The 20016-nt window shown below is 68.5% G+C and carries 23 protein-coding genes; 13 read left to right on the forward strand and 10 right to left on the reverse strand.

Annotation, left to right across the window (positions count from 1 at the left end; all coding sequences use genetic code 11):
* The first annotated feature begins 80 nt into the window (after positions 1 to 80).
* The 5 genes from ACNSN7_RS06755 to ACNSN7_RS06775 all read left to right on the forward strand — a co-directional run bounded on the left by ACNSN7_RS06755 (position 81) and on the right by ACNSN7_RS06775 (position 2688).
* Positions 81 to 680, forward strand: a complete 600-nt coding sequence (locus ACNSN7_RS06755; RefSeq protein WP_418281508.1) for an AAA family ATPase — start codon at positions 81 to 83, stop codon at positions 678 to 680.
* The gene (locus ACNSN7_RS06760) at positions 677 to 1129 is read left to right on the forward strand and encodes an RNA-binding domain-containing protein (RefSeq protein ID WP_418281509.1); all 453 of its coding nucleotides are present in this window, start codon (positions 677 to 679) and stop codon (positions 1127 to 1129) included. Before ACNSN7_RS06755 ends, ACNSN7_RS06760 begins: the two co-directional genes overlap by 4 nt.
* Positions 1130 to 1199: 70 nt before the next feature.
* Positions 1200 to 1547, forward strand: coding sequence for a hypothetical protein (locus tag ACNSN7_RS06765; RefSeq protein ID WP_418281510.1), 348 nt, complete (start codon positions 1200 to 1202; stop codon positions 1545 to 1547).
* 72 nt (positions 1548 to 1619) lie between these two features.
* Positions 1620 to 2081 carry a TRAM domain-containing protein gene (locus ACNSN7_RS06770; protein WP_418281511.1) on the forward strand — a complete coding sequence of 154 codons (462 nt, stop codon included), beginning with the start codon at positions 1620 to 1622 and terminating at the stop codon, positions 2079 to 2081.
* Positions 2082 to 2187: 106 nt separating this feature from the next.
* On the forward strand, positions 2188 to 2688 hold the full coding sequence (locus tag ACNSN7_RS06775) for a Tfx family DNA-binding protein (protein WP_418281512.1): 501 nt from the start codon (positions 2188 to 2190) through the stop codon (positions 2686 to 2688).
* Between the two features lie 39 nt (positions 2689 to 2727).
* On the opposite strand, the gene ACNSN7_RS06780 is transcribed toward ACNSN7_RS06775, so the two are convergent.
* The 9 genes from ACNSN7_RS06780 to ACNSN7_RS06820 form a co-directional block, all read right to left on the reverse strand.
* Positions 2728 to 4302, reverse strand: coding sequence for an ABC transporter permease (locus ACNSN7_RS06780; RefSeq protein WP_418281513.1), 1575 nt, complete (start codon positions 4300 to 4302; stop codon positions 2728 to 2730).
* Positions 4303 to 4413: 111 nt separating this feature from the next.
* Positions 4414 to 5598 carry an extracellular solute-binding protein gene (locus ACNSN7_RS06785; RefSeq protein WP_418281514.1) on the reverse strand — a complete coding sequence of 395 codons (1185 nt, stop codon included), beginning with the start codon at positions 5596 to 5598 and terminating at the stop codon, positions 4414 to 4416.
* A 288-nt stretch (positions 5599 to 5886) separates the two neighbouring features.
* Positions 5887 to 6846: a phytoene/squalene synthase family protein gene (locus ACNSN7_RS06790; RefSeq protein WP_418281515.1), complete on the reverse strand. Its 960-nt coding sequence runs from the start codon at positions 6844 to 6846 to the stop codon at positions 5887 to 5889.
* A 126-nt stretch (positions 6847 to 6972) separates the two neighbouring features.
* Entirely contained in the window at positions 6973 to 7200 is a 228-nt protein-coding gene (locus tag ACNSN7_RS06795; RefSeq protein WP_418281516.1) for an HVO_2523 family zinc finger protein, read from the reverse strand.
* Positions 7201 to 7283: 83 nt separating this feature from the next.
* Positions 7284 to 7823, reverse strand: coding sequence for a hypothetical protein (locus ACNSN7_RS06800; protein ID WP_418281517.1), 540 nt, complete (start codon positions 7821 to 7823; stop codon positions 7284 to 7286).
* A gap of 566 nt (positions 7824 to 8389) precedes the next feature.
* Positions 8390 to 10108, reverse strand: coding sequence for a methyl-accepting chemotaxis protein (locus tag ACNSN7_RS06805; protein WP_418281608.1), 1719 nt, complete (start codon positions 10106 to 10108; stop codon positions 8390 to 8392).
* A 201-nt stretch (positions 10109 to 10309) separates the two neighbouring features.
* Positions 10310 to 10498, reverse strand: coding sequence for a DUF8014 family protein (locus tag ACNSN7_RS06810; RefSeq protein WP_418281518.1), 189 nt, complete (start codon positions 10496 to 10498; stop codon positions 10310 to 10312).
* Between the two features lie 71 nt (positions 10499 to 10569).
* Positions 10570 to 11352 (reverse strand): CPBP family intramembrane glutamic endopeptidase, encoded by a 783-nt coding sequence (locus ACNSN7_RS06815; protein ID WP_418281519.1) that lies wholly within the window; start codon positions 11350 to 11352, stop codon positions 10570 to 10572.
* A gap of 65 nt (positions 11353 to 11417) precedes the next feature.
* Entirely contained in the window at positions 11418 to 12710 is a 1293-nt protein-coding gene (locus tag ACNSN7_RS06820) for a phosphoglucose isomerase-related protein (protein WP_418281520.1), read from the reverse strand.
* Between the two features lie 235 nt (positions 12711 to 12945).
* Between ACNSN7_RS06820 and cofD the strand changes: the two genes are divergently transcribed.
* The 8 genes from cofD to ACNSN7_RS06860 all read left to right on the forward strand — a co-directional run bounded on the left by cofD (position 12946) and on the right by ACNSN7_RS06860 (position 18653).
* Positions 12946 to 13992 (forward strand): 2-phospho-L-lactate transferase, encoded by a 1047-nt coding sequence (cofD, locus tag ACNSN7_RS06825; protein WP_418281521.1) that lies wholly within the window; start codon positions 12946 to 12948, stop codon positions 13990 to 13992.
* Positions 13989 to 14843, forward strand: a complete 855-nt coding sequence (locus ACNSN7_RS06830; protein WP_418281522.1) for a tRNA-dihydrouridine synthase — start codon at positions 13989 to 13991, stop codon at positions 14841 to 14843. Before cofD ends, ACNSN7_RS06830 begins: the two co-directional genes overlap by 4 nt.
* Positions 14840 to 15853, forward strand: a complete 1014-nt coding sequence (locus ACNSN7_RS06835) for a triphosphoribosyl-dephospho-CoA synthase (RefSeq protein ID WP_418281523.1) — start codon at positions 14840 to 14842, stop codon at positions 15851 to 15853. Before ACNSN7_RS06830 ends, ACNSN7_RS06835 begins: the two co-directional genes overlap by 4 nt.
* Positions 15850 to 16533, forward strand: a complete 684-nt coding sequence (locus tag ACNSN7_RS06840; RefSeq protein ID WP_418281524.1) for a DUF447 domain-containing protein — start codon at positions 15850 to 15852, stop codon at positions 16531 to 16533. Before ACNSN7_RS06835 ends, ACNSN7_RS06840 begins: the two co-directional genes overlap by 4 nt.
* A 77-nt stretch (positions 16534 to 16610) precedes the next feature.
* On the forward strand, positions 16611 to 16805 hold the full coding sequence (locus tag ACNSN7_RS06845; protein ID WP_418281525.1) for a 30S ribosomal protein S17e: 195 nt from the start codon (positions 16611 to 16613) through the stop codon (positions 16803 to 16805).
* Positions 16806 to 16872: 67 nt separating this feature from the next.
* Positions 16873 to 18108 carry a tripartite tricarboxylate transporter permease gene (locus tag ACNSN7_RS06850; RefSeq protein ID WP_418281526.1) on the forward strand — a complete coding sequence of 412 codons (1236 nt, stop codon included), beginning with the start codon at positions 16873 to 16875 and terminating at the stop codon, positions 18106 to 18108.
* Positions 18109 to 18205: 97 nt separating this feature from the next.
* On the forward strand, positions 18206 to 18385 hold the full coding sequence (locus ACNSN7_RS06855; protein WP_418281527.1) for an HVO_2753 family zinc finger protein: 180 nt from the start codon (positions 18206 to 18208) through the stop codon (positions 18383 to 18385).
* 1 nt (position 18386) lies between these two features.
* A complete protein-coding gene (locus tag ACNSN7_RS06860) occupies positions 18387 to 18653 on the forward strand; it encodes an elongation factor 1-beta (RefSeq protein ID WP_418281528.1) in 267 nt (88 codons plus the stop codon).
* Positions 18654 to 18782: 129 nt separating this feature from the next.
* Here the strand turns inward: ACNSN7_RS06860 and ACNSN7_RS06865 are convergent, their stop codons facing one another.
* Complete coding sequence (locus tag ACNSN7_RS06865) at positions 18783 to 19958, reverse strand: inorganic phosphate transporter (protein WP_418281529.1); 1176 nt, start codon at positions 19956 to 19958, stop codon at positions 18783 to 18785.
* Between the last annotated feature and the right edge of the window lie 58 nt (positions 19959 to 20016).

The raw sequence follows: 20016 nt of genomic DNA on the forward strand, positions 1-20016 counted from the left end.
AGTGCGGACGGTCACCCGGATCGAACGCGCTGCGCCGCCCAACAGCAGACCTAAGTCCGCGACGCCAGTATCCGGCGGTAATGAAGGTCTTCGGAACGGTCGGCCTCCCCGGCAGCGGAAAAGGCGAGGCGGCGAACGTCGCCGAGGCGGCCGGCGTCCCGGTCGTCGTCATGGGTGACGTGATCCGCGAGGAGTGCCGCCGGCGCGGGCTCGACCCGGCCGAACACCACGGTCGGATGGCCGGCACGCTCCGCGAGGAGGAGGGCGAGGACGCGATCGCCGCCCGAACGCTCCCGTTGATCCGGGAGGCGGGGGACGAAAGCGGCGCGGACGCAGTCCTCGTCGACGGGCTCCGGTCGACGGTGGAGCTCGACCGGTTCCGCGAGGCGTTCGGCGACGACTTCACGCTCGTCGCGATACGCGCCCCCTTCGAGCTCCGGGCGGAGCGGCTCGACGACCGCGGTCGAGACGACTCCGACTCCGATCTGGAAGCGCTCCGCGAGCGGGACGCCCGAGAGATCGAGCTCGGACTCGGCGAGACGCTCGACCGCGCGGACGTCGAGATCGACAACACCGGGACGCTCGCCGAGTTCCGCGAACGGGTCCGGGAGCTGCTCGACGTCGACGTGGATACGACCGTCGACACGGACGACGCGGCCGTCGGAGGTGGTCCCGCGTGATATACAGCATCGACGTCCGGATCGACACGCCGGTCCGGGACACGGAGGTAACGGATCGGGTCGCGGACGCCGTCCGAAACGTGTTTCCCGACGCCGACCCGGTCCACGAGGACGGCCGACTCGTCGCCGAGGCGCACACGCTCGACGCGTTCTCGGACGTCCTCCACGAACAGGAGATCCTCGACACCGCACGCCGCGTGTTCCGCCGCAACTCGACCGACGAGGGGTTCTCGTTCGCGCTGAAAAAGCAGGCCGCCTTCGAGGGGGTGGTCAACTTCTCCGTCGGCGAACCGGACGAGCTCGGCGACATCGCGGTCGACGTGCGCGTCCGAGAGCCGGGCGTCATGGAGTTCATCGACTACGTCGCGCCCGAAACCGACGACGGGCAGCCGGTCGATCCCGTCCGCGAGTACGGCGACCGGTACGAGCCGGACGTGGACGACTACTGACGGCGGTGACGACGAGCGAGCGGCGCGTTCCACCGACGCCGTTTAGGCGGACGCACCTGAACGGCGGGGTATGGAGCCGGTCGACGACTGGCGGGCGGCGCTCGACGAGGTCGGGGAGCTAACCGGTCCGATAGCCGCCGCCATCGTCGAGACGCACGGCGACCGCGGAAAGCGGGCGATCGAGGCGGTCGCCGAGGAGCGAGTGAAGCGGTACCGCGATTTCACGGTCGTCGTCGGCCACGAGGACGAGTACGTCGTCGAGGACGGCGTCTGTGACTGTGCGGACGCGACCTATAACCTCGATTCCGAGGACCCCGAGGCGCGGTGTTGGCATGCGCTCGCCGTCGACGTCGCCGACGGTGTCGGCGCGGTCGATCACCACGACATGTGGTACTCCGAGGTCCGGGAGTTCCTGTGACGCCGTCAACGCCCGGAGCGGCCGGGTCGCGTATGCGGAAACGTTTAGACGGCCCATGGGCTACCTGACTTCATGGCGGACTGTCCACTCGCCGACGATTGCCCCAGTTTCGACGAACGAATCGAGGGGATGGGGTGTCAACACTACGGCAACAAGGGAGGCGCGGAGTGGTGTAACCACTACGACATGCCGATCTACGAGCTCAAACAGCAGCCGGTCCAGCCCGGCGAGGAGGTCGTCGTCGAGGTCGACGACATGCACGAGAGCGGTGCGGGCGTGGGTCGTACGGAGGACGGATTCATCGTGCTCGTCGACGGGCTGCTCCCGCCGTCTCGCGCCCGGGTCGCCATCCATCGCGTGAAGTCGAACCACGCGACGGCACGGGAGATCCTCGAACGGCTCCCGGAGGATCCGGACGAGGAGGAAACGGACGGGGACACCGAGGCCGACGGTGACGACGCCGACGGCGACGACGGCCCGTCCCGACCGGATCGCGAGCGGCTCGGCAGCCGCGAGAACTTCTGGGGCAAGTGAACGCACTCGGGGTGGTTTCACCCCACGGACAGTCCGGACTCCGGCGGTCGGAGGCGGGGGCGACGCCTCCCGCCGTTTTTTCACGTCTGACCTCGTTTCGGTGTGCATGGTCGGAGACGACGATGAGTCCGCGGACGGCGGGGATGCGACCGAGAACGTCGACGCGGAGACGTTGTTGAAGCGTGCGGGGTTCGACGCCGACGCCAGCGTGCTGACTCGCCGACAGGCGGAGGTGTTGGCGCTTCGTGAACGGGGGCTCCGCCAATCGGATATCGCGGAGCGGCTGGGCACCTCCCGTGCAAACGTCTCCAGCGTCGAGGCAAGCGCTCGAAACAACGTCGAGCGCGCGAAGGAGACCGTCGCGTTCGCCGAGGCGCTGTCGGCTCCGGTTCGCATCGAGATCGAGGCACACACGGACCTGTACGACGCACCCAAACTCGTGTACGACGCCTGTGACGAGGCGGGCGTGAAAGTGAACAAGACCGCACCGGATCTGATGAAGACGATCGGCGACCGTGCCGGTGACGCGGTTCAGGGGAGAGAGGTCCGAAACCGGCTGTTCGTCACCGTCGCCGCCGACGGAACGCTCAGAGTCCGTAACCCGTAGTCGCCGCCGGCGTCGCGCCCAGCCGGATCGGCGGATCTCTCACCCGAGTCCCGACTCCTGTCTGAGCAGTACGACCATCGAGAGCCCCGAGATCAGCACGAGAATGAGCGCCGGTATCGCCGCGTACTGGTAGTACAGCGTCTCGTGGGCGGCCCAGATCACGGTGACCAGCGTGTCGACGCCGATCGGTTGGAGCATCAACGTCGCCGGCAGCTCCTTCATCGTCGTGAGAAAGACTAACACGCCACCGGCGACGACGCCGGGGAGGATCAGGGGGAGCGTCACCTTCCGGAACGTCTCCATCGGGCCGGCGTTCAGGGTTCGCGCAGCCTCGACGAGCCGGTCGTCGACCTGTAACACCGCCGAACGCGTGGTTCCGACGACCTGTGGAAGGAAGCGGACGACGTACGCGAACACCAAAAGCGGGACCGTCCGGTAGATCCACGGCGCGTAGTTCGCACCGAAGAACACGAGCGCCAGCCCGATGACGATTCCGGGAACCGCGAAGCCGACGTACGTCGCACGCTCGAACAGCCTGGAGAGCGGGGAGTCCGACCGAGCCGAGTAGTACGCGACGGGGATCGCGAACACGCACGCGAGCGCCGCCGCCAGCGTCGCGAGGTACACGGAGTTCAGCGCCATCCCCCACTCGAACGCGAGCGAGGGAACGCTGCCGTCGGGACCGCGAAGCGCCCAGACGCCGAAGACGGCGACGGGAACCACGAGCGTGACGACGCCGATCGTGGTGATGGCGGTCATCGCGACCCACTTCCAGCGCCCGAGCCGGATACGGGCCGTACGTCCGCCGCCGGTGGACCCGGAGTCGCGTCCGACTCGCGCCTCGATCAGGAGGATGACGGCGGTGACCGCGAGCAGTTGCATCGACAACAGCGCGGCGTACTCGACGTTGAACGAGCCGTACTCGACGTATATCTCGTAAGTGAACACGCTGACGCGCATGAACGCCGGCGTCCCGAAGTCCGAGACCGCGTACAGCGCCACCAGCAGCGCGCCGGCCGCGATCGCGGGGCGTATCTGCGGGAACACGACCCGTCGATACGCCTCGATCGGCGACACGTTGAGGCTACGGGCGGCCTCGACGAGCTCCATGTCCAACGATAACAGCGCCGCTCGCGTCGAGAGGAACACGTACGGGTACGTGTACAGCGTGATGACGAGCACCGCGCCCCAGAAGCCCTCGACCGCCGGCAGCGGGACGCCGATCGCCTCGCTCACCTCGCCGCCGCTGCCGAACGTACGAACGAACGCGAACGCGCCGATATAGCTCGGGATGACCAGCGGGAGCGCGGCGGTGATCGTCCAGAACCGGTCGTACGGGAGGTCCGTCCCGGTCGTGAGCACCGCGAGCGGGACGCCGATGGCGATCGACAGGAGGGTTACGCCGGCCATCAGTCCGACGCTGTTCGCGAGTATCTCGACGGTCCGGGTCGAGACGACGAGCGAGAACGCGCGCTCCGGATCGACCTGTGCCGCACGGAGGAACAGCCAGAGCAACGGCGACGTGACGAGAACGGCGATGACGCCGCTTAAAAGGAACAGCCCGAAGGCTGACCGGTCCTCGTCATCGTCGGTGCGGCGGATGGTCTCGAACACGAACTACTGTGAGCGAATTCACTCTACGGGAATATACCGCTTCTGAAAACCGGCTCGCGAGCGCGACGAGCCGAAGTGCCCACGGAAGTCGTCGAGTGGTCGGCTTCCCCGTTAAACGGTCATGCCCTCCTCACGAAGCAGGTCGACCGCCCGTTCGACGTCGGCGAGGGCGTTGAGGTCGAACTCCGGTGGGTTGATCTCCGAGAGGGCCGGGAGGTCACCGACGTAGTCGACGCCGTCGACGACGGGGTACTCGCCGTTCGTCTCGACGAAGAACTCCTGGCCCTCGGCGGCGAGGACGTGTCGGCAGAACTCCGCGGCGAGACTCACGTTGTCGGTCGCCTGCGGGATCGCGACTCCCGAGACGTTGAACAGACAGCCGGGATCGTTGTTGGTGAACGCGACGTCGAGCGGCGAGTCGGGGTTGTTGCTCAAGATTCGGCCGGCGTAGTACTGGTTACCCAGTCCGACGACTTGGTTCCCGGAGTGAACTTCCTCGGCCTGCTGGGAGCCGCTGGAGTACAGCGTTGCGTCCTGGTCTTCGACCATCCCGCGGATCCACTCGCGGGTCGCCTCCTCCCCTTCCATCTCGATCATCGCGACGATGAACGACCGGAACGTCCCGGAGTTCGGCCGGGTGGAGATGATTCCTTCGAACCGGTCGTCTTCCGCGTACGCGAAGATGTCGTCGGGCAAGTCGTCCGCGTCGCCGTCCCACAGCTCGGTGTTGTACTGGATCGCCCGAACGCGGCCGGATACGCCGGTCCACTGTCCGTCGGGGTCGCTGTAGTTGCCGTCGATCGCGTCGACGACGTCGGCCGGGAGATCGCGTGTGAGCCCGTCCTGCTTGAACGCGGCGAGCGCACCCGACGACTGGGTGTAAAAGACGTCGGCGGGGGAGGCGTCACCCTCCTCGCGGAGCTTGTTGAGTTGGGCCGAATTGTCGTCGTAGTCGCGGTTGATCGTCAGGTCCGGGTACTCCGATTCGAGCGCCTCGAACAGCGGATCGATCTGGTCTCTGGTCCGTCCGGAGTACACCGTGATCTCACCCTCCAAGTCGCCGAGATCGTCCCACGAAACCGCCGTGGAGTCGAGCGGCGCGTCCCACGGCTCGTCGTCGGGGCTCCCCGTCGAACCGTCGGAGCCGTCACCGCCCGTCGAATCGCCTGAATCGCCCGTTTCGTCGTCTCCACCGAGACAACCGACGACGCCGACGGCACCGGCGGTTGCTGTGAGCCCGAGGAACCGGCGGCGTCCGGTGAGCGATTCGGATCGACTGGGGGATTCATCCACCATATCTTATTTAGGCCGACCTAAATTAAAAAAGCCTTCCGATTTAGGCCGACCAAAACCTGTTTGAGACGCCGTGGCCAACGAGGGCGATCCGGTCCCAGAACACACGGAGTAGAACGGGAAACGATGGAGCGAACGAGAGAACAGACGAGAGAACAGACGGGGAATTCGATGGAACGGAAGACGGAGCGGTTCGGAGCGAAAGCTCGGTCCGGAATCCCATCGAGGGCGCGACGATCCGCCGGTGGTCCCTGCCGGGGGCAGGTCAACCGGTTCGGAGGATCGTCGGGTTCAGTCGGTTCGGAGGATCGTCGGGTCCGGCGGCCCGTGTCCGTGACGCCCCGCGTCGGAGTCGAACCCGTGAGACACCTCATAGAAGATCGACTCGGGGTCGCGGTTCCACTGCCACTTCCAGCGGGTCCGCACGAGCAACCCGATCTTCCGGCGGAAGGAGAGCGCTGGGGTCGTCGACAGCGTGTCGTACCCCAGGTTCCGGATCAGTCGGTGGTGGTCCGCGTACAGCACCGCCGCCAGCAACACCGCCAGCTGGCAGTCCTCGGGGAGGTACTTGATCCCCGCAACGCCCTCCTCGTACAGTCGCTCGGTTCGCGTGAGCTCCGTCCTGATCGCGGCAGCGACGTCGTCGTCGAACTCCAGATTCAGGATCTGACGCTCGTCGACGCCGTGATCGCGGAGCGTCTCGACGGGGAGGTACACCCGGTCGCGATCGACGACGTCCTCGCGAACGTCCCGGAGGAAGTTCGTCATCTGGAACGCCTCGCCGAGTTTGGTCGCATGCGGGAGCGCGAGTTCCGGACGCTCCACGTCCATGATCGTGGTCATCATGCGCCCGACCGCGGCCGCCGACCCGTTCATGTACGCCTCGAGTTCCGCGTACGTCTCGTACCGCTCGGTGTCGATGTCGCTTTCCATGGCGTCGAGGAACGCGTGGACGTCGGCAGCGGCTATCCCGTGTTCCTCGCGAACCGTCGCGAACGCGTCGAGGACAGGGTCGTCGGTCGGCTCCTCGCCGACCGCTATCCGACGAAGCCGCTCGAACTCCGCCCGCTGTTCGTCCGGAGGGAGCGTCTCCTCCGCGTCGACGATCTCGTCGGCCGTGCGGAAGAACCCGTACAACACGTACGTCGGGTGACGTATCCGCTTCGGAAGCAGCCGCGTGGCGACGTGGAACGTCTTCCCGGTGCGTCGCTGGATCCGCTTGCTCCGAGCGACCTGGGTCCTCCCTACCATGGCGACATCGATCGGTCGGGTCGGAGGGTTGAAAGCGGGTCAGTCATACGCGAAAAGAACGGACTCCAAAGGCATAACAGTTCGCACGCGGGCGCGCGAGGAGAGCGATGGGCCACCGACGAACCATCAGTAGAAGGTGTCACTACAGTCGTACACGACGCCGTGAGCGGGACAGACGTACTTGCAGTGTCGATGGAACATCGACGCGCCACACAACGGGCACGGACGCCCCGTTGGTCGTCGCGACTCGGCGTCGTCCTCGGTGTCCGTCTCGTCGTCGTCCTCGGTGTCCGTCCCGGCGTCTCCCCTCTCGTCGACCTCGCTACCCCCGTCCGGTCCGCTCGCGTCTCCCATGCACACCCCCTCGACCGCACGGAAGTTAACGGCTGTCACGTCGTCGGGCTCGACACGCAACGGGGCACACCGTCCCCCTGAGTTCACTCGGCCGCGAGCGACTCGTACACGTCCTCGGCGACGTCGGGGTCCTCGAACGGGAGCGTGACGACGCCCTGCCAGGAGTCATCGCGTAGCGCGTCGACGGTCGCGTCGTCCAGTTCGATCCGACGGATCTCCACGTCGTCGAGGGTCATCCTGATCTCGAAGGCCGACGGCTCGTCGACGACCCCACGCTCGTCGAGTTCGGCGCGAACCGCGTCGACCGCCCCCTCGCCCAGTTCGATGACGACGAGGTGCTCGCCGTCGTCCGGATGGACGCCCTCGACGTGGACCAGCCCGCTCGCGTCGAACAGATCGTAGGTCGCGTCCGCGCCGACGAGTCGCGCCTCGAACGGTGCGGTCGGATCCGCGTCGACGTACATCGCGTCCCCCTCGTCCGATCCCGTCGTCGTGTCGTCGGTTCCGCTCGGCTCGTTCTCGCCCGACGGGTCGTCGACGCTGGACGCGCCGACGAACCCGATCGCGCCGATCGCACAGACGGAACCGATTCCGCCGAGCACGCCGCGTCGAGACAGTTCCATGTCCGACGCTCACCGTCCCGGGTGAAAAGGGTTACACGCCGATTAACGCCGTTGATAATCGACTGTTGTGGAAAATCACGGAGACGGACCCAGGCTTTAGCGCGAGGATGAATCCGACAGTTCCCTCCTCATCCACGCACACCGTTCTGAACGGACATTTTGGCTCCATCGAGATCACGTATCCAGACGTACTACAGCGTGAAACGGTATGATCGTTTCATTATCTCATCGGGTGGAAATAACGGGCCCGTTCGTGGACTTGGAGCGAGAAGCATATTCACACGTTAACTATATGTGTAGGATTTGAGATGGGATCATGGCGCATAGCCCAGAACACGTCGAAGAGTTCGTTTGTGAGAACTGCCAAGTAACCCATGCGGGTACGCCGGTTCAGGATTCATCCGGCGAGCGTGCGTTCGAACCACCCGTATCCTGCGGCGCGTGTGGCGAGACCGAATTCGTTCCGATCGGAGAGTGGGTCCGCCACCATAACGAATAGCCAGGAACAAACGAAACCAGTTTGCTGATCGAAGCGTGAGTCCCCGTCCTGATCGGCGGGGAGGACGTCAATCCTGCCCGACTTCCATCGGGGCCCGCGTCGACGACGTCGCGCCGAGCGGGGAACCGTTGTTGTGACCGGAGCCGTCGTTGTGACCGGAGCCGTCGTTGTGACCGGAGCCGTCGTTGTGACCGGAGCCGTTGACGACGAAGCCGTCGAGCAGCGACCGGAGGTCGTCCGACCGTTCCGACAGCGCGTGGGTCCGTTCGGTCACTTCCGAGACCGTCGCAGTCTGCTGTTCGGCCGCCGCCGCGACGGTCTCCGACTCCGTCGCAGTTTGGCGGCTGATGTCGGCGATCTCGTCGACCATGTCGACGACCTCCTGGGTCGTTTTCGCCTGATCGTCGGTCGCATTACTGATCTCTTGGACCGTTTCGTTGACCGTGGACACCTCCTCGCCGACCTCTTCGAACTCCCGCAGCGTGGTTTCGATGGTGTGAACGCTGTCGGACACTCGCGACTCCATCGCCTGCACGTCCGCGGCGGTGTCGGCGGACGCCTCCTGCACGTCGTCGATCCGACCGGATATCTCCGCGGCCGACTCGCGAGTCTCCTCGGCGAGCCCCTTTACCTCGTCGGCGACGACCGCGAATCCGTTTCCGGAGCTGCCAGCACGCGCCGCCTCGATCGACGCGTTGAGCGCGAGCAGGTTCGTCTCCTCCGCGATCTCGTCGATGAAGGACACGATCTCGTCGATCTCTCCGATCCGCTCGACGAGCTCTTGGACCGCGGTCGCCGTGTCACCGATCCGCGTCTCGAGCTGGTCGAGTTCCGCGATCGCCTCCTCGGCCGCCTCGCGACCGGAGCGGCTCCTGTCGGCGGCACCCTGCGCGGTGTGGGCCGCGTCGTCCGCCGAGGCCGCGATCTCCTCGACTGTCGCCGACAGCGTGCTCATCTCGTCTGCGACCGCCTGCAGCTCCTCGGTCTGTTCGGTCGCTCCGTCGGAGATCGCCTGCACCGACTGTGCGACCTCCGCGCTCGCGTCGTCGACCTCGTCCATACTGACGGTGACGTCGTCGCTCGCGCCGTCGACGTCGACCGTGAACGACTGGACCTGCGCGAGCGTCTCCGCGAGCGTTCCGACGAGTCGGTTGTAGTTGTCCACTAACTCGGCGTACCGTTCCCGGTCGTCGAGCGCCAGCGCCGACGCGTCGATGGTCGCCGTGAGATCGCCGCCCTGTGCGCGCTCGGCCGCGTCGCCGAACGCGTCGACGAGGGTTTCGAGCTCCGTGGTGTACGCCTCGAGGTTCTCGGCCATCCGCGAGAGCGACTCGCCGAACGCGCCCGGCACCGCCTCGTCGAGCGCGGGGTCGTCGAACTCCTGGTCCGCGAGCGCCTCCGCCTGCGAGGACACCGTATCGAGGTATCCCTGTAGTCCCACGAACGATTCGGTGAGTCCGCCGATCTCGTCGGACTGGTCGGCGGCCGTCGCGAGCACGTCATCGCCGACTCCGTCGCTTCGGGCTCCCTCGACGTCGCCCGCGGCGACGGCGTCTGCACGCCGCTCCAGTTCGCGGATCGGCTCGGAGAAGTCCCGCCGAATGATGAGTACGGTGTTGTAGATCGCGACGACCGCGCCACCGAACAGCGCGCCGGAGAGAACGTACCAAGCCGTCCCGGAGAACACGAACGGAGTGACGAAGATCGCGAGCGTGACGAGAAACTGGATCCCGACCGCCGCGATCACCTTGCGTTCGATCGACTCCGTCACGCCCACCGCGTCCATCGTCCACCAGAGCAACGCCTCGTACCTGTCCTGCAGACCGAGGCCTCGACGCCGTGTGATCGACATACGCGAACGTCTGATCGACCGGGTGATGAATCCGGGGGTCCAGTTATCGAATCGGAGAAACGCACGGCGTCCCCACCCCGACCGAACGCGCCATCCGACCGAACGCGTCATCCGACCGGCCGAGCGAGACGCTTGCTAGGGCCACTCGTCCTCGCGTCCGTCGAGCGGTTCGGCGACGACGCCGTCTCGCTGGACGAGCGCCCGCGCGCAGGCCGGACAGACGACTCGGTCCTCGTCCCACGGGACGGAGAGTCGAACGGCGGCCGCCCGATCGCAGTCGGGTTCCGCACACGCGAACCCCGGTCCGTCGTCTCCGGAGGCCATCGACCGTCCCGTCACGGGCCGGGGACTTCGGTGTTTCGTGCGGCGTCGGTGCGCTCGACCCCCGAAGCGAGTCACGCGACGCCGACCAACAGGAACGCGTAGATCGCCGCGTTGTACGCGCCGTGGGCGAGTCCGGGAACGAGCACGTTGTTCGTTCGTTCGTAGAGAAAGCCGAGCAGGCAGCCGAGCCCGACGACCACGCCGACGTACGCGAGCTGCTCGAGAGACGACCCGTCGACGGCCGGCAGATGGACGATCCCGAAGAGGAGGCTCGCGATCAGGATCGCCGGGAGCGCGTCGAACGTCCGCCGGAGTCCGCCCTGTACGACGCCGCGGAACAGCAGCTCCTCGACCGGACCGACGACGAGCAGGGAGACGACGATCATCGCGAGGTAGTAGCTCGCGGGGTCGCCCGCCGCGACCGTCGCCGTGTTCTGTCCGGTCGTCACCCCGAATCTCCCGAGGACGAACAGCGCGCCGTACTGGAGCACCAACAGCGCGAGGCCGACGACGACGACGAGGCCGGCATCAGTGAGCGTCGGGCGCTCGATCCCGACGACGTCCCACTCTCCCGTGATCGCGAGGTAGCCGAGCGCTGCAAGCAGGAATCCGCCGAACTGGACGACCGTTCGAAGCACCTGCCACGCGTTCGTCTCCTCGGTCACGACGCCGAGATCGACCGCGATCCCGGTCACCGGCGCGGTGATCGCGGATGCGACGACCAGCGCGAACACGACCGCGAAGGCGGCGCTCGCGAGCCGTGCGAGCTCCTCGATCGGTGTGCCGACGGCGTCGAGCGGCGTCGACCCGCCGTCCGCCTCGTTTCCGGTGCCGTCCTCGGGACCACCGCTCATTACCGTTCGGTACGGACGGAGACGGTTTATCCGCTCCGAAAGACGCGCTCGCCGGTCGGCCGCGATCAGGACCGATCGATCCGGAGTTCCCGCTTGTCCGCGACCGCCTCGGCCTCCGGGAACTCACCGCCACCGAGGAGGCCGCGGGCCGCGCGCTTCCCCCACTCGACCGCGGGCTGGGTGAACGTCGAGACGCTCGCGAGCTCGCCGTACAGCACGCATGCCGCCTCCATCCCGAACAGCAACTCGCCGAGCGCACGCTCGTCGACGCGGTCGATCTCGACGCGCACGTTCGGGACGCCCGCGGCCGCGAGGCTCGCCTCGGTCGCCTCGAACTCGGCGTCGAGCAGCTCGCCGAGCGAGGAGCCGCCGAGGTACGCGAGCCCCTCCAGTTCCGTTTCGGGAATCGGGGTCGTCGCGCGCTCCTCGGGGCGGACCAGCGTGACGAGCTTGTCCGGCGGACCCGCCCGATACAGCTGGAGCTGGGAGTGCTGGTCGGTCGCGCCGAGCGCGCGAGCGGGCGTCTGTCCGAGCCCGTCCTTACCGAGGCTCTCGGCCCACAGCTGTGCGAACCACTCGGCGAACGTCTCCAGCGACTCCGCGTACGGCATCACCGCGTTCGTGAGCGCGCCGCGCTGGGCGAGCGCGTACGTCGTCGCACCGTAGGCGTACGCGGGCGACTCGAACAGGGACCCCGCGAGCGCGTCCATCCCGTCGCGACCGCCCGCGAGCACCGCCTCGACGTCGTGCCCCTGCAGCGCCGCGGCCGCGAGGCCGACCGTCGAGAGCACCGAGAAGCGCCCGGGAACCCCCTCGGGCACGTCGAGCGCGGGGAGGTCGTGCCGGTTGGCGAGCCGCCGGAGGTTCCCCTCCTCGCCGGTCGTGACGAGGGTTCGCTCGGTCCAATCGACGCCGGCGTCGGTCATCGCCTCGCGGACGACGAGGAAGTTCGCGAGCGTCTCCGCGGTCGTCCCCGAGTTGGAGACGACGTTGACGACGGTGTCCGCGAGCGGGAGGTCCGCGAGGAACCGCTCGACGTGATCGGGGTCGACGTTGTCGAGCGCGTACGCGTCGACGTCGCCGCCGAGCGCGTCCGACAGCGTCATCGCGCCCAGCGCGCTCCCGCCGATGCCGACCGTGAGCACGGCCTCGGGCGTGCCGAACGGCTCGGTCGCCGCGCGGATCGCCGCCGGGTCAGCGGTCTCCGGCAGGTTCAGGGAGGCGTACCCGAACTCGTCGGTTCCCATCCCACGCTCGATCCGTTCGTGTGCGGCCGCGACCCGGTCGTCGAGTCGCTCCAATCCCGCCTCCGTGACGCCCGGTGTGGTTCCGAGCGCGTTGCCGATATCCACGTTCATACTACGCCTCGCGGGCGACTCGGGCTTAAACGTGGGCGGTTCGGGCGACGATCGCGAGCGGCGATCGTGGGCGGTTCGGGCGACGATCGCGAGCGGCGATCGTGGGCGGTTCGGGCGACGATCGAGGTGTTGGGTCCCGATCACGGTTCCCGTGGAGCGGTGATGGCCGTTCCCACGGTCGCGGTCGCCCGTCCCGGAGCCGAGGATACAAACCCCCCCACGACCTTGCGCCGGTATGGTCACGTTCCTCGCCGGCGGGACGGGGACGCCGAAGCTGCTCGACGGGGCGACGGGAGCGTCGCATCGCGAGAACGCGACGCGCGTCTGGGATCCCGCCGACGTGACGGTCGTCGGCAACACGGGCGACGACGTCGAGCTCGGCGGTCACCTCGTCTGTCCGGACGTCGACACGGTGCTTTTCGCTGGCGGCGACGTCCTCGACCGAGAGACGTGGTGGGGGATCGCCGACGACACCACGGCGACCCACGACGAACTGGTGCGTCTCGCCGAGGCGGCGGAGCTCGACGGCGGCCCGCGCTACCTCGACGACGACGCACAGACCGCGGGTCGGGAGATCGCGAGATGGCGGCGCTTCTCCGGGATCGCGGAGTTCATGGAGATCGGCGACCGCGACCGCGCGGTCCACGTCACGCGAACGAGTCTCCTCGACGAGGGGTCGACGCTCACCGAGGCGACACGCGTCCTCGCGGACGCGTTCGGTCTCGACGTCGAACTCCTCCCGATGTCGGACGACCCGGTCGCGACGCTGATTCACACGACCGACGGAGCGCGGATCCACTTCCAGGAGTACTGGGTCGCGCGCCGCGGCGAGCCCGCGGTCGCCGACGTGGAGTTCCGCGGCGCGGAGGCGGCCGAGCCGACCGACGCCGTGCTCGACGCGCTCGCCGACCCGGTCGTCGTCGGCCCGTCGAACCCCGTTACGAGCATCGGACCGATGCTCGCGGTGCCCGGAATCGCCGAGGCGCTCGCCGACACGCCCGTCGTCGCCGTCTCCCCGTTCGTCGGAGACGACGTCTTTTCGGGGCCCGCAGCGGAGCTGATGGCCGGCGTCGGCTACGAACCATCGACCGCGGGCGTCGCGACGGCGTACCCGTTCGCGGACGCGTTCGTCCTCGACGACGCGGACGACACCGACCTCGAGCGAGCCGTCGACGACGACCGCGACCGCCACGTCGAGTACACCGACACCCGTATCGACGACGCGAACGACGCCGAACGAGTCGCTCGCGCCTGCAAGCGAGCGCTGGAGGCGGTCGCGTGACGTCACCGCCGAGTCGCGGACCTCCCTCGTCGAACGCCGAACGCGAGTCGCGGGACGACCCGTTCCTCGTCGCCGCCAGCCTCAGCGGCGAGGCCGACGCGGCGTGGGCGCGAGCGGTCGGCGGGCACGTCGACGCCGCGATCCTGGGTGGGATCGCGCTCGACCCCGCGAGCCGGGCGGCCGCACGCGACCTGGTCGCCCGCGATCGGTCGGAGTTCCTCCCCGCGGATCCGGTCGAGTTCATAACCGAACAGCTCGCGGCCGTCGCCGATGTACCGATCCGCCCGGGATTCAACGTCCGGAGCGCGAGCGTCGACCCGATCCGGGAGGCTGCGGCGGTGTGTGCGGACCACGGTGCGGTCTGCGAGATCAACGCCCACTGTCGGCAGCCGGAGCTGTGTGCGGTCGGCTGCGGCGAGAGTCTGTTACGGGACGTCGACCGGCTCGCGACGTTCGTCGCCGCGGCGGCCGATCGGACGGGAGCGACGGTCAGCGTGAAGGTTCGGACGGAGGTTCCCGGCGTCGACCTCTCCGCAGTCGCGGAGACGGTCGCGGCGGCGGGAGCCGACTGGCTTCACGTCGACGCGATGGACTCCGAGCCGGTCGTCGCCGCTCTCGCGACCGATATCGCGACGAACGATCTCGGGCTCACGCTCGTCGCGAACAACGGCGTTCGGGGAAGGGAAACCGTCGCGGAGTACGCCGCCCACGGCGCGGACGCGGTGAGCGTCGGTCGACCGACTCGCCCGGACGACCACCGCGTCCTCCGTCGGGTCGCCGACGCGGTCGCGGCGTGGCGCGACGGCGAGTTGAACCCGTCGGCGAACGCCGGTACGGAGGAGCTAGCATGACCGGATCCGACCCGAACGGCGGAGCCGGACGCCGTTCGTCGCCGCCCCGACGCACCCCGGCCGACGACGCGACCCTCGCGCTCCTCCTCGAGGTCGCCGGGACGCCCAAACCCGGAAACGTCGATCGCGAGCGCGATCTCACCGACCTCCGGTTCGAGTCGTTCCTCGGCGGCGCGGTCGGCGCGCGGGACGGACTTGAGCGGGCCGAGCGCGGGGAGCCGGTCGGTGTCGCCTTCGAGCGCGCCGTCGCCGGCATGGCCGACCGCGCGGGGACGAACACGCAGTTCGGCTGTCTGCTCCTCCTGATCCCACTTATAAAAGCAACCGTCGACGGCGACCGATCCGTCAACGGCGACCGATCCGTCGACGGCGACCGATCCGTCGACGGCGACTGTTCTCGAACGGACGTCGACCGCGTGACGCGGGACACGACGGTCGACGACGCGGTCGCCTTTTATACCGCGTTCGAGCACGTCGACGTCGCGGTCGGGGAGCCGCCGGCCGACGCCGCGGACCTCGACGTGCGTCGCGGACGCACCGTCGAGGCGACCCTTCGGGATCGGGGGCTCACGCTTCGCGACGTGCTGGCGCTCGGAGCCGGTTCCGACGACGAGCGCGGGGAGCCCGAATCGATCCCCGACCGCAACGCACAGGAGTGGATGGAGGGGTTCCCGCGGACGTTCCGGGCGGCCGAGCGGATCGCGGCCGACGAGGGGCCGGTCGTAGACCGGGCCGCTCGAGCGTTCATCACGCTCCTCGCGGCGGAGCCGGACACGCTCGTGGCGACGAACCACGGCCCGGACGTCGCCCGGGAGGCGAGCCGTCGAGCGGCGGAGTTGGTCGACGGCGACGACACGGACGCCCCCCTCGCCGACCGGATCGACCTCGACGCCGCCGAGCGCCTCGCGGACGCGTTCGTCGAGGAGGGGATCAATCCGGGCACGACGGCCGACCTGACGTGTGCGGCGCTGTACGTCGCCCTCCGCCGAGGCGTGGAGGTGCGAGCATGAGCGATCCGACTGGCGAGGGGAGCGCCGAGGCCGGCGAGGGGAGCGCCGAGGCCGGCGAGGGGACCCCGTCCGGCTGGCCCGTCGAGCTCCGCGGCGTCACCGAGGCCGTCGTTGCGACGCTCGGGCCGAACGACCTGTGGAACGTCGCGGCGCTCGGGCTCCACGCGCCCGAGGACCCGACGGGTCCGGACGCGGCGGTAACCGCCCGGACGTACGGTCGGACCCGGACCTGGCGCAACTTCACGGAGCGGGGCGAGGGCGTGGTGCAGTTCACGTCGGACCCGCGGGAGTTCGTCGACGCCGCGCTGACGGTCCACGAGTCCGCGGAGCCCGTGGTACCGAACGCGGACGCGTACGTCGAGGTGACCGTCGAGCGGGTCGACGAACGCACCGAGGGCGAGACGACGGTCCGAACGTGGGAGCTGGACCCGGTCGAGAGCGCGGTCCTCGCCGAGCGGGTGCCGACGATCAACCGCGGGTTCGGCGCGGTCATCGACGCCACGGTGGCCGCCTCGCGGCTCGACGTGGCCGGATTCGACGATGACGTGCTCGTCGACCGGCTTCGCTACTTCGCTGACGTCGTCGAGCGCTGCGGCGGCCCGCGCGAGCGCGAGGCGTTCGCACGGATCGACGAGGCGACCGGCTGGTGCGACCGCGCCAGTGGTCGGATCGACGAATGACCGGGAGGGTGAGACGCGCTCACAGCCGCTCGCGGCGGAACGAACCCTTTTAGTTCGGGCCGGCGGTACCGCTCCGTATGGCCATCAAACCCAAGTACATCAAGCAGCTCGGGAAGGTCCTGCTGGAGCGATACCCCGACTCCTTTAACACGGACTTCGAGACGAACAAGGAGAGCGTCACGGCGCTGACGACCGTCGAGTCGAAGGGCGTCCGCAACCGCATCGCCGGGTATATCACCCGCAAGAAGGCGCAGTCGGCCCAACTCGCGTAGTTCCGCTCGTCGTCGCGACGACGTACTCCCCGACCTTTATCCCGAAAGCCGCGGCCACCTCGCCGGGATGGACGCGTTGGTCCACCCCGTCGTCGACCCGACGTTCGCGGCCGCGGCGCTCGCGTTTCTCGCCGCCGGCGCGGCGCTCGGCACCGTGAGCGGGCTCGTTCCGGGGCTCCACGCGAACAACTTCGCCCTGCTGCTCGCGGGGGTCGCCCCCTCGATCCCCGCGGACCCGCTCCTCGTCGGCGTCGCCATGCTCGGCGCGGGCGTGGTCCACTCCTTTCTCGACATCGTGCCCGCGCTGGCGTTGGGGGTCCCGGACGCGGCGACGGCGATCGCCGCGCTGCCCGGCCACCGACTCGTGATCGCCGGCCGTGGCCGCGAGGCGCTCCGGCTCTCCGCGGTCGGCTCCGGGCTGGCGGTCGCGCTCGCGGTTCCCCTCGCGGTACCGATAACGTGGGTAATGGTCCGCGGCTACCCGACGGTTCGAGCACACCTCCCGTGGCTGTTGGCGGGTGTCGTCGCCCTGCTCGTGCTCACGGAGTCATCGAGACGCGCCGCGGTCGGCGGGTTCGTTGCCTTCCTCGCGAGCGCCGCGCTCGGCGTCGTGACGCTCGACGTCGATCCGGCGGCCCCGCTCGAGGCGGGCGGGATGCTCGCGCCGCTTTTCACCGGGCTGTTCGGCGCACCGGTCCTCGTCGACGCGCTCGGCGGCGACGGCGTCCCGCCGCAGTCGGACGCCCGGATAACGATGGGGAGACGTGATCTCGGCGTCACCGCGGGTGCCGGCTCGCTGTCGGGCGCGGTCGTCGGCTACGTGCCCGGCGTCTCGGCCGCCATCGCCGCCGTCGCCGCGCTTCCGGCCGTCCCGCGCCGAGAGGCGGATCGCGGGTTCGTCGTCGCCACGAGCGGGGCGAACACGGCGAACACCGTCTTCGCGCTGTTCGCGCTCGCGGCGCTCGGAACGCCCCGGACCGGCGTCATGGTCGCCGTCGAGCGCGCGTCCGTCCCGCTCGCGCTCCCGATCTTACTCGTCTCGGTCGCCATCGCCGCCGTCTGCGGATTCGCGCTCGTAGTACTTCTCGGGGACGCGTACCTCCGCGTCGTGGGGAACGCCGACTACACCCGGATCTCGGTCGGGGTCCTCTGTCTCCTCGCGGGACTCTCCTTCGCGTTCGCCGGCGGCGTCGGCGTCGCGGTGTTCGTCGTTGCCGGCATCCTCGGGCTCGTTCCGCCGCGTCTCGACGCCCGGCGCGTCCACCTGATGGGTGTGTTGATCGGGCCGTTGATACTCCCGTGAGCGCGGAACGGACCGCCGACGCACCGTGGGACGTGAACCGTCGCCGAGGCGGGGGCAAAGAACAACGGTTAAAAGTCGCGCGATGGTGTGATCCGGTATGAGCGAGAGTAAGACGCGGGCCACGCGGAAGTGTGTCTCGTGTGGAATTCAGGTGTCCGGCATGAACGCCGCGACGTTCGCCTGCCCCGACTGTGGGACGACCATCCACCGGTGCGCGAAGTGCCGGAAGCAGAGCAACCTCTATGAGTGTCCCGACTGCGAGTTCCGAGGGCCCTGAGATGGGGGACGTCGCAGCCAAGATCAAGGTCATGCCGAACAGCCCCGACGTCGATCTCGACGAGCTGCAGGACCTCCTCGAGGAGTCGCTTCCACAGGGAGCGAAGATCCGCGGCTTCGAGCGCGACGACGTCGCGTTCGGTCTCGTCGCGCTCCTCCCGACCGTCATCGTCCCCGACGGTGCCGGCGGGACGGAGGCCGTCGAGGAGGCGTTCGAGGACGTCGAGGGCGTCGAATCCGTCGCCGTCGAGAACGTCGGCCGTCTGTAAGGTCGAACCCGTGTTACGTTCCGCCACGACCGACGAGCCGTGGCCGTGGTGTGTCACTCTCCGCGAGCCGTCCGTCTCCGCGAGTCGTCCGTCTCCGCGAGTCGTCCGTCTCCGGCCGATCCCGGGCGACTACCACCAGACGCTAAAGAGCACGTAGAAGGTCACGAGCGCACCGATCGTCGAGAGCAGCGGAACAACGTTCTGCATCACGATCACGCGGGCCGTCGTCGTCGGATCGAACAGGTCTGACGCCGAGGGAATATCGGCCGGCTCCTCCTCGCCGATCCCGGGTACCTCGTCGCCGGGGTCGTCAGCCTTCAGCGCGCCGACGGTGACGCTCGTCTCCTCCTCGCCGCGGATCCCCTCGCTGACGGTGACGGTGCGGGTCGCTCGACCCCAGCCGAGCCCGACGATCGACATCGTCGCGATGATCACGAACGACGCCGGGATACCGATCGCGGACAGACCGATGACGATCCCCGAGGAGACGACGGCGACGACGATCGCCGCGGTCAACGGGAGATCGGTGATGTCGTTGCCGAGCGTGTCGAGCGTCCGGCGGGCGATCGTGAACGCGCCGATGGCGACGGCCGCGCCGCCGAGCAGGATCAGTGGGTTCATCTCGACGCCCGCACCGACCAAGGGTGCGATCGCGTTCGCGATGTTGGAGGTCCCCGAGGAGAAGGCCATCAGACAGCCGATTGCGACGACGACGATCGCCCCGACGACCTCCCGACGGGTCGTCTCCGGCCCCGTGATCGGCCTCGGAATCGTGCCCGAGCGATCGAGCTGGAGCAACGAGCCGTCGGTGCTCTCGATGGCGACCCATCGGTTGATCGTCGGGTAGAAGTAGCGGCCGATAACGCCGGACACCCAGAAGCCGATGATCGGCGCGACGATCCACCAGACGGCGATCTCCCCCATGACGGCCCAGTCGAGGCTTCCCGTCGCGACGCCGAGACCCGCGATCGCGCCGACCGCGGTCATCGACGTCGACGCCGGGACGCCGTAGTAGTTACCGACGAACAGCGCGCCACCGATGAAAAACAGGACGACGATGCTCGTCTCCAGGGTGAACACGTTCGACTGTGTGACGAGGTCCTCGCCCAGCGTCCCGACGACGCGACGGCCGAGCGTCCACGCGCCGATGAAAAAGAAGATCGACATCAATGCGGCCGCACCCGCCTTCGAGATCACGTTCGCGCCGACCGCGGGCCCGAAGGCGGGCCCGGTCGTCGCGCCACCGATGTTGTATCCGACGAACGCGGCGACGACGATTCCGACCAGAAGGAGAAGCTCCACCATACGTACTGAACCACTCGGCCCGCCGGGTTAAGCCTCCTGACTCCGCGGCGGATCGCGT

It is taken from the genome of Halorubrum rarum (assembly GCF_048380895.1).
Classification (GTDB): domain Archaea; phylum Halobacteriota; class Halobacteria; order Halobacteriales; family Haloferacaceae; genus Halorubrum.

What these genes read in the sequence shown, in the direction of transcription:
- ACNSN7_RS06755 (WP_418281508.1), top strand. Translation starts at nt 81, where the DNA reads ATGAAGGTCTTCGGAACGGTCGGCCTCCCCGGCAGCGGAAAAGGCGAG.
- ACNSN7_RS06765 (WP_418281510.1), top strand. Translation starts at nt 1,200, where the DNA reads ATGGAGCCGGTCGACGACTGGCGGGCGGCGCTCGACGAGGTCGGGGAG.
- ACNSN7_RS06770 (WP_418281511.1), top strand. Translation starts at nt 1,620, where the DNA reads ATGGCGGACTGTCCACTCGCCGACGATTGCCCCAGTTTCGACGAACGA.
- ACNSN7_RS06775 (WP_418281512.1), top strand. Translation starts at nt 2,188, where the DNA reads ATGGTCGGAGACGACGATGAGTCCGCGGACGGCGGGGATGCGACCGAG.
- ACNSN7_RS06785 (WP_418281514.1), bottom strand. Translation starts at nt 5,598, where the DNA reads ATGGTGGATGAATCCCCCAGTCGATCCGAATCGCTCACCGGACGCCGC.
- ACNSN7_RS06790 (WP_418281515.1), bottom strand. Translation starts at nt 6,846, where the DNA reads ATGGTAGGGAGGACCCAGGTCGCTCGGAGCAAGCGGATCCAGCGACGC.
- ACNSN7_RS06795 (WP_418281516.1), bottom strand. Translation starts at nt 7,200, where the DNA reads ATGGGAGACGCGAGCGGACCGGACGGGGGTAGCGAGGTCGACGAGAGG.
- ACNSN7_RS06800 (WP_418281517.1), bottom strand. Translation starts at nt 7,823, where the DNA reads ATGGAACTGTCTCGACGCGGCGTGCTCGGCGGAATCGGTTCCGTCTGT.
- ACNSN7_RS06805 (WP_418281608.1), bottom strand. Translation starts at nt 10,108, where the DNA reads ATGGACGCGGTGGGCGTGACGGAGTCGATCGAACGCAAGGTGATCGCG.
- ACNSN7_RS06810 (WP_418281518.1), bottom strand. Translation starts at nt 10,498, where the DNA reads ATGGCCTCCGGAGACGACGGACCGGGGTTCGCGTGTGCGGAACCCGAC.
- ACNSN7_RS06815 (WP_418281519.1), bottom strand. Translation starts at nt 11,352, where the DNA reads ATGAGCGGTGGTCCCGAGGACGGCACCGGAAACGAGGCGGACGGCGGG.
- ACNSN7_RS06820 (WP_418281520.1), bottom strand. Translation starts at nt 12,710, where the DNA reads ATGAACGTGGATATCGGCAACGCGCTCGGAACCACACCGGGCGTCACG.
- cofD (WP_418281521.1), top strand. Translation starts at nt 12,946, where the DNA reads ATGGTCACGTTCCTCGCCGGCGGGACGGGGACGCCGAAGCTGCTCGAC.
- ACNSN7_RS06835 (WP_418281523.1), top strand. Translation starts at nt 14,840, where the DNA reads ATGACCGGATCCGACCCGAACGGCGGAGCCGGACGCCGTTCGTCGCCG.
- ACNSN7_RS06840 (WP_418281524.1), top strand. Translation starts at nt 15,850, where the DNA reads ATGAGCGATCCGACTGGCGAGGGGAGCGCCGAGGCCGGCGAGGGGAGC.
- ACNSN7_RS06845 (WP_418281525.1), top strand. Translation starts at nt 16,611, where the DNA reads ATGGCCATCAAACCCAAGTACATCAAGCAGCTCGGGAAGGTCCTGCTG.
- ACNSN7_RS06850 (WP_418281526.1), top strand. Translation starts at nt 16,873, where the DNA reads ATGGACGCGTTGGTCCACCCCGTCGTCGACCCGACGTTCGCGGCCGCG.
- ACNSN7_RS06855 (WP_418281527.1), top strand. Translation starts at nt 18,206, where the DNA reads ATGAGCGAGAGTAAGACGCGGGCCACGCGGAAGTGTGTCTCGTGTGGA.
- ACNSN7_RS06860 (WP_418281528.1), top strand. Translation starts at nt 18,387, where the DNA reads ATGGGGGACGTCGCAGCCAAGATCAAGGTCATGCCGAACAGCCCCGAC.
- ACNSN7_RS06865 (WP_418281529.1), bottom strand. Translation starts at nt 19,958, where the DNA reads ATGGTGGAGCTTCTCCTTCTGGTCGGAATCGTCGTCGCCGCGTTCGTC.